Raw genomic sequence first — 10,502 nt, 5'->3', positions numbered from 1 at the left:
TAGAGTATCAGTTTTCGAAAAATATTTATTCAAAATAAAAGTTCTTCTTTTTTTATACTATCTTTATCCTCAAAACTAAAAAATAATGGAAAGGTATCTATCTCTTGGAAAATCATTCTTAATGGCATGGGCTTTTGTTGGTACAACAACTCTGAATGCGCAAGTATCCATAAAGGGCGGTTGGATAGATTTTGGCATTCAAAATTCCGACACAATTATTAGTATGGATTGTAAGGAGCTTGTTACCAGCAATCGTACGAGACTTTTCTATGTGGATTATCGTGAAAGTTTTGATATATCTATGTCAATGCGTTTCAATACTTTGCTAACAGAACAGGCTTTTCTTTGCAAAGAAGGTGTGAATGGAGAGATGTTTGCCGACCTTAACATTGGCTTCGATCCGGGAACGGAACAAGTCTTTGCTGAAATAAAAGGCGAAAAAGGTAAGCTTCATCGTATAGTAGCTGGTGACAGGGTGAAAAAAGGTGTGTGGAATGAGGTGAAAGTTGGTGCCGTTCACCATAAAAAGCGACACGAATCTACGCTGACTCTTACAGTGAAGAATGAATTGACAGGCAAAACGGAATCTGCATCGGTTACATATCCCGGCTATGCTTTACGTTATAACGTCTCTCGATGGATTGTGGGGCGTGGGTTCCCTGGTGGATTTCCTAATTCTTTGCAGGTTCGCCGTGGCGACATCAAAGGAATCGCCTTCAGTGGTGTGGGAAAAGAAAGGGTGGTAGGTCAGTATCCGATATTCACGGAACCTTCCATCGTTACCGACGATATGACCCCAGATTCCCATCGTTCGAATGCTGATATAGACCCAACAGTCTTTATTGACGATGATGGACAAGCATACATTGCATGGGGAAATGGCGACTGCTATATGGGGTGACTGTAGGCGTCAGGTATGTGTGGAAGAATTACGATTCAACCCGGATGGCACCATCAAACCCATCACCCTGACGGAGAAGGGAATGAGCCGATAAATGCAAAAAATGAGTACCAATACGATAGACCAAACTATATAATGAAAAGATTAGCAGTTATAACAATGATGCTGTGTGTTGCGATGATGACAACAGCGCAAGTTGAGACATCTGCCTCCTACGGACCGGTTCCCAGTGAGAACCAATTGAGGTGGCAGGATATGGAGATGTATGTGTTTATCCATTACTCGCTGAATACTTACACTGACCAAGAGTGGGGTTTTGGCAATGAAGCCTTAGAGCTATTCAACCCCTCTGCCCTCGATTGTCGGCAGTGGGTACGTGTGTGCAAACAAGCAGGTATGCGGGGTATCATCTTCACTGCCAAACATCACTGCGGCTTTTGCATGTGGCCCTCGGCTTACACGGAGTACTCGGTGAAGAACACACCGTGGAAGAACGGAAAAGGGGATGTTGTACGCGAGCTGGCCGACGCTTGTCGCGAGGAGGGACTGAAGTTTGCCGTTTATCTTTCACCTTGGGACCGTAACCATTCCGAGTACGGTCGTCCAGCGTATGTCGAATACTTCCGCAACCAGTTGCGCGAGTTGTTGACTAACTATGGCGACATCTTTGAAGTGTGGTTCGACGGGGCCAATGGAGGCGACGGTTGGTATGGTGGTGCGAACGAGGCACGACGCATCGACGCGAAGACTTACTACCAGTGGGAAGAGACGTTCCGTATGATTCGCGAACTCCAGCCCAAAGCGGTGATATGGAATGACGGCGGCAATCGTGGAGACTTGCGCTGGGTAGGTACCGAAGCGGGCTATGTGGGCGAAACAAACTGGAGCCTGATGCCGAGCAAGGGAGATACTCCTTTTCATATGCTGCACTTCGGGGTGGAGAACGGCGACGTATGGTGTCCTGGCGAAACGAACACGAGTATCCGTCCAGGCTGGTTCTACCACGATACGGAAAACGAGCACGTAAAAAGTCTGTCGAAGCTGATGGATACTTATTACAAATCGGTGGGTCGCAACTCTACGTTGCTACTTAACTTTCCCATTGCCCCCAACGGTCGTATTCATCCTAACGACAGCTTGCGTGGTATCGCATTTGCAAAGATGATTGACCAAGTGTTCAAGGACAATCTGGTCGAAAAGGCCACTATCACTCGTAATAGTACGGGTGATGGCAAAACCATTACCACTATCCTTGATTTCACCCAGCCCACCATCTTTAACCGTTTTCTCGCAGAGGAAGACATCACCCTGGGGCAACGCGTAAAAAAGTTCACACTCGAAGCCCATGTCGATGGTCAGTGGTTGCCTCTCAAAGATGAGCTTGTAGAACATGGCGACGGTCTAACCACCATTGGTTACCGCCGTATCATCTGCTTCCCGACCATCACTACTACGAAGCTCCGCTTTACCATCATCGACGCGAAGGCACAACCCGTCATCAAGAAACTCGGTGTTTATCTTGCCCCTGAGTTGACCGCCGGCATTCCTGACAGCGGCGAGAAGAAGTCTTCTGCTCTCCACATATTTTTTAGCAATCCCCGTCAGCTACTTATCGACTGGGACTCTGAGCAGACTTTTACCGGTTTCCGCTATTTGCCTCCGCAGGATGGCAGCGATGGCACTGTTACCCACTACACCCTATGGACTTCATCCGATTGGGTTCATTGGACAAAGCTTGCTTCGGGCGAATTCTCGAACATCGTCAATAACCCCACTTGGCAAACCATCCGTTTCCCTGCTACCAAGGGGCGCATTATCAAGTTCGATGCCGACCGACTGCATAGTGGCGAACGTATGGGGTATGGTGACATGGAATTTTTTTAAATGAGTAATCCGAATAACATAAATATGAAAGAGCTGATGATTATTACAAGATTGTAGTATCATTTAATCGTTTCTGATTGATTTTTCCGAAGATGTTACTTATATTTGTCAGAGTAATCAATCTTTGAACCTTAGTAGGAATTAATTATATACAACTATACCATGAGAAAACTTATTTTCCTTCTCCTGCTTTGCATTACTGGTATGCTTCAGGCACAAAATGTGATCGACAATCCTAAGTTTAAATTCCGTTCGGGCAGTATCTATAATATTACTCGTATTGAACGTACTCCGGATGCAACGAGGTTGCATATCCATGTTATTTTCCGTCCACATTGGTGGGTAAAAACAGGCAAAGATACTCATTTGGAAGATGCGATTACTGGTAAGAAGTATTATATAACCGGTAGTGAAAACTTTGAATTAGAAAAAGAGGTGTATACACCAGATTCCGGTACGTTGGATTTTGTGCTTATCTTTCCTCCACTTCCTAAGGAGACAAAAGAAATCCACTTGCTTGAGTCTGATCATGACGAACTCAATACGTACTATATATCTTTGGAAAAGAAAGATGCCAAAGCCTCACTTTTCGATAAAGTTTCCGGCAACTGGATGGGAATGGATGACTGTTATGAATGGGCTTTCGGCATATACGATTCTCTTGCTGTCATGGACAACCGTTTCTATCAGTACGAAGCAATCCGCCAGAAAGGCAAAAGCATGCTGTTGACTTTGAAAGATGACCGGGGCGATAAAGTGGAACTGGAACTTACCCCGCAAAAGAATGGCCTGTGCCGGATAAAGAAAGATAAAGAACCCGCCCGGCTTTATTCGCGGGACGCGGGAAGCATGAAGGCGATGCAGGTTGAAGAGAATGAGAGTCCGGTATTCCGTCGTGATAGTGTTTGCCTGCAAGGATACATTGCCGGTTATGATCAGAAATTAGGCTTTACCAACGGTCTGATTTATGTTTCCAATGATCTGACAAGAGAAGACTATCCGATGGTAGTGACTCTGCAACCCAATGGAAGGTTTGAGTGTAAGTTCGAGGTCAACTACCCTATGGTAAGTTCGGTTTTGTTCAATAATAACTGGTTGCCCTTTTATATAGAGCCGGGGCAAACTGTAACAATGTATGTAGATTGGGAAGCTGTAATGGCACGTAGTCGTGCCCGTGATTATTATTATCCTCTTCATAATGTCCAATACATGGGACCTACTGCATATATAGGAAGGGCATTGAAATATGTGGATGATTTATTCGTATTCCGTTATGAAGATTTCTCGAAGATGCAGAAAGAGCTGACTCCTGCGCTATTTGCAGAGCGTTGCGAACCCATGTTTCGTCGTTGGTTAGAGCAGACTGACTCACTTATAGCTGTCAATCGGTATGTGGGAAAGGCGGCACGCCTGGTGAGAAATATGGCAAAGATTTCCCAAGGTTGTAAGATGCTGGACTTTGTAATGGACAGAGCTTATCTGGCACGAGAGAATAAAGATAACGAGGTTCTGAAGGTTAAGGAAGATTCAACTTATTACCACTTCTTACGACAGATGCCGCTTAACGACAGTCTTATCGTAGCGGACAGGAATTTTAGTACGTTTATCAACCGCCTTGAGTATATGGATTTTGGCAGGGCTATGGGTGACACTACGACTGTTGAAATGGGAAAGATTACCTATAAATATCCTGAAAAATCTGTTCTTACTTATTTGAAGAAGAATGGTGTAGTATTGACTCCCGAGCAGGAAAAAATGCGAAAAGATAGCGAAGAAAGAGCAGGTAAGACTGTGACAAGAGAGATGAGCGAACTCGTTGAGGAGGCGAAGATATGGAAAGAACTTACGGAGAAATACAAAGATTTATTCGAAGCTTATCGGAAAGAAAACGAGTCAAAGAATTGTATTTCTGTATCTATTGATGAAAATCAGAGAGCAGAAGATGAAAAAAGAATGAGAATAAATCAATTCTTTGAAAATCAAAGAGAAAAATCTGGACGATTGGATACCATAGTCGGATATATTCCGTTGGTTTCGCAGATCATTACTTTGCGTAGTCTTCCTTTTGATTTAAAACAATTGGATAGGGAAGGTGCCCGTAGCCTGTTGGAGAAAGAAAAACAGTTAATCAGCCATCCGTTCATGTTTGCTGAGGCGGAACGTTTGTATGCCAAAGCGTTTCCGCAACAAAACGATAGTACTTACACTCTGCCTGAAGGGCCCGCTACGGACATCTTCCGTAATATTATTAAAGCCCATGCGGGCAAAGCTCTATTTGTAGATTTCTGGGCAACGTTCTGTGGTCCCTGTCGTGGAGGTATTGAACATACTGCCGGTTTGCGCCAACAGTATAAAGATCATCCGGAATTCCAGTTCATATACATCACCAGTGATCGTGAAAGTCCCGAAAAGACTTATAATGAGTATGTGGAAAAGAATTTGAAAGGTGAGGCTTGTTATCGTATCCCCCAGGCAGATTACAACTATCTCCGCCAATTATTTCACTTTAATGGTATCCCTCATTATGAGTGGATAGAAAAAGATGGTACTGTATTGCGAAATTCTCCGGGAACTTATAATCTGGAGAAATATCTGGAGCAACGTTTTGGAAGTAAAAAATGACTCATATTATGAAGCAAATAAATAGCTGTCTGTTGTTTGTGCTGTTCTCATTTTTCAGCTTGTTGGCGAAAGCGCAGTTTGATGTGGAAAAGTATGATAAGGAGTGCTTTTTGGTGGGAACTCTGGATGAATATATGGGGTATGATCGCACTTTCGAAGTTAAAGGTGAGGATGCCTTTTATCAAAGAGTTGAAAAATATCGGCTGAATAAGTTGCCTACAGTATTATTTCTGTCTTCTCTTTTTGATTCTGATTATCAGGATATATCTATTGTAAAAACCGAGAATATTGTTCCGGAGATAGCGATATATTCACCGGGATTGTCTGCCGAGGTGGATAAGTATTATAATTATGAGCCGAAAGTGGCTTGTACGGCGCAGGGCAACAGGGTTTATTCTAGAAAAGTAAGCGGAGAGAAAATAGAAACGGAGAAACAGAAATTGTCCTTTTTGCTTGGGGCTTATTTATGCTATGGGAAGGCTTGTGATAATGAAATCGGGAAGTACCGTTTTTTTATGACCAATGCCCAAAACAAGTCGAAGTTGATAGCAGACTTACTATTAAAATTAGGGTGTAGACATATAGAATATCTGGTGAGATCCGATTATATTCCTAATGGGCATTATGTGACGTTCACCCCTTCTGCCAAAATGCAGACTGTGATTGACGAAGCGGAGTGTTTGAGGGAATATATATCAAAGATTGATACGGGAAATGTGGAGTTTACTGCCGATGGCAAGAAGTTTATTCTGAAAGAGTTTCCCAAATTGGATGATGAAGAGTTAAACAAAAGGATGTGGAAAATGCTTGGCAAATAGTCAGCTTACGTATCATATTAATGTCGGGAATGCTATTCATCACTTGATAGTAGCATTTCCCGTTCTTTCTTTGTCAGGCTTTTGACAACAATGTCATAAGACTTCCTTACGAGTTCTTTAATTTTCTCGTCAGGCACATCCTGATTGAAGTAAACACTGATCCAGTACTTCTTATTCATGTGCCATCCGGGTTTTATTCCTATATATGTGGTTTGTAATTCTCCTGATTCTTCCGGCTTGCATTTGATGCAGCAAAAGTCAAAGACTTCGATATTTACAAAGCAGAACCATTTATCTGCTACATAAAAACATAGAACATCACGACTGTATTTATCAGGAATATTCGAGAACGGCATTTTCTCATGAACTCCTTTTAATGACAGACAGTATTCTCTAAATTCTTCAATGTTCATTTCTGATAGATTTTTAAACAGTATACGAAGGCAAATATAACACTTTTGGAGGTAATTTCTGATTAAATACCTAATATCTAAAATCAAATATCTGTAATCTAATAAGGCTACTTTATTAGTAGCCTAACTTTGTGTTCATATAGAAAGTTAATCTAATATGTATGAATGCTATGTATAACCGACAAACTATATGGGTATTAGTCATGATAATTGTTGTGGTAGCCGGATGCCGGATACCCGATGCGAAGAATCCTGTATTCCGCACTATAAGCAATCCCCTTAATTTGAATTACCGTTTCTGTCTCGATGATGTTTCCCGCAGAGATGCTGCAAATCCCTGTATTGTTCAGTTTGAGGGCGGTTACTATCTTTTTTTGTTTGGTTCGGGGGGCTATTATTATTCTTCTGACTTGATAGAGTGGAAATTAATTGATGACACAAATCTTCCTACAGAAAGCTTTGCTCCTACAGTTGTGGAAATGCAGGGTGAATTGTATTACACTGCTTCTTATGCCACGGATACCATTTATAAAACTGATAACCCGAAATCCGGAGTCTGGGAAGCGGTAGCTTGCAATTTTCCTCCGGGAATGTTGGAGCCAATGCTTTTTTATGATGAAGGAAGATTATACTTGTACGCGGGAGCGGGTAATTCTGTTTCTTTAACCGGAGTAGAAGTCGATCCGCGTACATTTCAATTGTTGGGTGAGCCTTCTCCATTAATTAGAGGTTGCCAACGGGACAATGGATAGGAGACACCCGGTGATCGTCACGACTGGATGGATGCGACTCCTTGGTTAGAAGGCATGTGGATGAATAAGCGTGGTGGAAAATACTATTAACAGTATGCTTCTCCCGGTATACAGTTTAAAACTTCCAATGATGGGGTATATGTCTCCGACACTCCGTTAGGACCTTTTACTTTGGCGAAGCACAATCCGCTTGTTTACAATCCGGAAGGATTTACTACCGGTGCCGGAAATGGTGGAACTTTCCAGGATAAATATGGCAATTACTGGCATGTGGGTACTGTTGCTGTCACCGCCCGGCATTATTTTGAAAGAAGGTTGTCTCTATATCCGGTTTTCTTTGATGAAGATAGTGTAATGTACGCTTATACAGAACCGGGAGATTACCCGATGATTGTCCCTGACCATAAAATAACTTCTCCTGAGGAGCTGTTTCCCGGTTGGATGCTATTGTCCCATAATAAAAGTGTCAGATCTTCTTCTGAACTCAGAAAATATCCGGCATGTTGTGCTGTTGATGAAGATATACGAACCTGGTGGAGTGCCGAAACGGCCGATAAAGGAGAATACCTGTCGGTGGATTTGGGTGAAGAGTGCGAAGTAAACGCCGTGCAGATAAACTTTGCCGACCATGATGCCCATTTGTTCGGGCGGTCAGATAGTACTTTTATCAATACTATCTGGAGGAGTCTACAGACGGGAAAAAGTGGAATATTTTGGTAGACAAGTCGGTGAATACAGAGGATGCTCCTCATGATTATATCCAACTTAAAGAAACCGTGAAGACACGGTATGTACGGCTTACAAATATTTATTGTCCTTCCGGTAAATTCTCTGTTTCCGGTTTACGTGTATTTGGACGGTCGGATAAACCTTCTCCGGCCCAAACGAAATTTTATCGCATTAGTCGGAATAAAGAGGACAGAAGAAGCATCATTTTGAAATGGAGGGAAGTAGAAGGTGCAACCGGGTATAGCATTCGTTTTGGAATCCATCCGGAGAAGTTGTACAATAGCTATATGGTGTATAATGATACTGAGATTGAATTGAGGTGTTTGCAGGTTGGACAAACCTACTATTTTGCAGTTGACAGTTTCAATGAAGGAGGCATTACCCGTGGTGATGTAATGAAAGAAGATGAATAATCCTTATGCATGTATGAAGATGAAAAAGTATATCTTGTATTTTCTTTTAGGAGCTTTGGTAAGCGGGTGTGTGGAGAATGATCCTTCGCATGTTTTAGAAGATGTCATCAAGGAAAATCCTCAGTTGAGAGAGGTGCTGAAAAGGTATGAGGCTGATACGCTGAAATTGCGGGCGGCCGAGTTTCTGATAGAGAATCTTCCGTATTATTGTTCGTACGAAGGCGAGCAGGTGGAGCATTATCAGAAACAGTTCGAACTTTACGGTACCGGACTGTATACTCCCGGTGAAGTGCAGGATTCCATCCGGAAAATGTATGGACGCATTAATCTTAGAAAATCAACGGTTAAGCCTGATTTAGAGCTTCCAGCTGATTTCCTGATAGACAATATTGAATGGGCGTTTAAAGTCTGGAACGAACAGCCGTGGGGTAAGAATGTATCTTTCGCTGATTTTTGTGAATACATTTTGCCTTACAGGATAGAAGACGAGCCTTTAAAACCTTGGCGTGAAAAGGTATACAATGCTTTCAATCCTATATTGGACTCCGTCAGGGCACTTCCTGAGGCGCAAGACCCTTTGTTTGTTTCGCGGGTATTGATAGACTCCATTTCCCGGATAAAGTTTCATTTTACAGGGCAGTTCGGAGAGGGTCCGCATATCGGTCCCGACCTTGTGGATTGGCATTCCGGCAATTGCCGTGAGACGGCGGATATGCTGATTTATATTTTCAGGGCTTTGGGCATTCCTTGTGGTTGCGACTATATGCCTTTGCGCGGTGATGGAAATGTGGCTCACTTCTGGAATTTTATATTGGATAAGAACGGTGAGTCATATTATATGTATGAAACCGGTACGTTGGAACCTGTCCGTAAATATTGGGGAATAAAATCCAAGATTTATCGGCAAACATTCAGCCGGAATGAAGCTGTAGTAAAGGATATGCGGAAAGATGCGGAAGCAGTTTATCCTTCATTTCGGTTTCCCCACTTTATAGATGTGACGCGGCTGTATAGCGGTAAGCATGTCCGGAAGCTGAATATACCTCGTGAGAAACTTTTTCATAAAGTTCCGGAGGATGAAGTAGTGTATTTGTGCAGCCCTGCATGGATGGATTGGGAGCCTATAGCATGGGCGCATCCCGGAGAAAACGATGTTTCCTTTGATGATGTGGAAGGAGGGGTTGTACTCCAACTGTCTGTTTATAAGCATGGGCGGCTCATTCCGGTATCAGATCCGTTTGTCCTTGATGGAAGCACCGGAGGCATCCATTATTTTGAGGGTTCGGATGAGGTGGAAGAAATAAAACTTCTGAATAAGTATCATCAGTTTATTGAGCCTTTTGCACAACGTATGGTTGGCGGGGTGTTTGAGGGTAGCAACCGTGCAGATTTTCTTCAGAAAGATACTTTGTACGTAGTGAAGGAGGCTCCGGTGCGTTTGTATAGTGTTGTGAGGTTAAGTAATACAAAACCCTATCGATACGTACGATACGTGGGGCCCGAAAATGGTTACTGCAATGTTTCGGAAGTTGCTTTTTATGAGGATCCAGCGGACACTTGTACTTTGCAGGGTAAGGTTATCGGTACTCCTAATGAACAAAACGGAGATGGAAAACATGATTACCGGAATGTTTACGATGGCGACCCTTATACCTCTTTCGATTATTATCAGCCGACCGGTGGATGGGCAGGGCTCGATTTAGGGCGTCCTTGTTTAATCCGGAAAATAATATTTACTCCCCGAAACCGGGATAATTATGTGCGCGAGGGGGATACGTATGAACCGTTCTATTCTTCAAAAGGAGAGTGGATCTCTATCGGTGAACAGGTACCTTCCTCTGATTCTTTGCTTTATATGGTTCCTAAAGGGGCTTTGCTCTATTTGAAGAATCATACTCGTGGGAGTGATGAGCGGATTTTTGAATATGAGGAGGGGAAACAGAGGTACTGGTGAGAGGGCTTATTTGATG

Annotated in this window: 9 protein-coding genes; 8 read left to right on the top strand and 1 reads right to left on the bottom strand. The window is 43.0% G+C overall.

What is annotated here, in order from left to right; all coding sequences use genetic code 11:
- The first annotated feature begins 85 nt into the window (after positions 1 to 85).
- The 4 genes from BN161_RS30070 to BN161_RS02315 all read left to right on the top strand — a co-directional run bounded on the left by BN161_RS30070 (position 86) and on the right by BN161_RS02315 (position 6,225).
- Complete coding sequence (locus tag BN161_RS30070) at positions 86 to 901, top strand: hypothetical protein (RefSeq protein WP_209441881.1); 816 nt, start codon at positions 86 to 88, stop codon at positions 899 to 901.
- A gap of 135 nt (positions 902 to 1,036) precedes the next feature.
- Positions 1,037 to 2,785: an alpha-L-fucosidase gene (locus BN161_RS02325; protein WP_081743611.1), complete on the top strand. Its 1,749-nt coding sequence runs from the start codon at positions 1,037 to 1,039 to the stop codon at positions 2,783 to 2,785.
- A 162-nt stretch (positions 2,786 to 2,947) separates the two neighbouring features.
- Complete coding sequence (locus BN161_RS02320; protein WP_044262692.1) at positions 2,948 to 5,407, top strand: TlpA family protein disulfide reductase; 2,460 nt, start codon at positions 2,948 to 2,950, stop codon at positions 5,405 to 5,407.
- Between the two features lie 8 nt (positions 5,408 to 5,415).
- Positions 5,416 to 6,225, top strand: coding sequence for a hypothetical protein (locus tag BN161_RS02315; protein ID WP_125910725.1), 810 nt, complete (start codon positions 5,416 to 5,418; stop codon positions 6,223 to 6,225).
- 32 nt (positions 6,226 to 6,257) lie between these two features.
- Here the strand turns inward: BN161_RS02315 and BN161_RS02310 are convergent, their stop codons facing one another.
- Positions 6,258 to 6,638: an MmcQ/YjbR family DNA-binding protein gene (locus tag BN161_RS02310; RefSeq protein ID WP_044262689.1), complete on the bottom strand. Its 381-nt coding sequence runs from the start codon at positions 6,636 to 6,638 to the stop codon at positions 6,258 to 6,260.
- 161 nt (positions 6,639 to 6,799) lie between these two features.
- Here BN161_RS02310 and BN161_RS30305 point away from each other — a divergent pair, with 161 nt between their 5' ends.
- The 4 genes from BN161_RS30305 (at position 6,800) to BN161_RS02300 (ending at position 10,486) form a co-directional block, all read left to right on the top strand.
- A complete protein-coding gene (locus BN161_RS30305) occupies positions 6,800 to 7,390 on the top strand; it encodes a glycoside hydrolase family protein (protein ID WP_244436382.1) in 591 nt (196 codons plus the stop codon).
- 171 nt (positions 7,391 to 7,561) lie between these two features.
- Positions 7,562 to 8,110: a hypothetical protein gene (locus BN161_RS30300; RefSeq protein ID WP_244436381.1), complete on the top strand. Its 549-nt coding sequence runs from the start codon at positions 7,562 to 7,564 to the stop codon at positions 8,108 to 8,110.
- Positions 8,104 to 8,532: a hypothetical protein gene (locus BN161_RS30295; protein WP_244436380.1), complete on the top strand. Its 429-nt coding sequence runs from the start codon at positions 8,104 to 8,106 to the stop codon at positions 8,530 to 8,532. Before BN161_RS30300 ends, BN161_RS30295 begins: the two co-directional genes overlap by 7 nt.
- A 13-nt stretch (positions 8,533 to 8,545) precedes the next feature.
- Positions 8,546 to 10,486 (top strand): hypothetical protein, encoded by a 1,941-nt coding sequence (locus tag BN161_RS02300; protein WP_044262786.1) that lies wholly within the window; start codon positions 8,546 to 8,548, stop codon positions 10,484 to 10,486.
- Positions 10,487 to 10,502 lie beyond the last annotated feature (16 nt).

Origin of the sequence: Bacteroides timonensis, from assembly GCF_000513195.1 — a bacterium.
Taxonomy (GTDB): Bacteria; Bacteroidota; Bacteroidia; order Bacteroidales; family Bacteroidaceae; genus Bacteroides; species Bacteroides timonensis.
The sequence above is the reverse complement of the archived record's forward strand: the minus strand, read 5'-3'. Positions and strand labels throughout refer to the sequence as shown.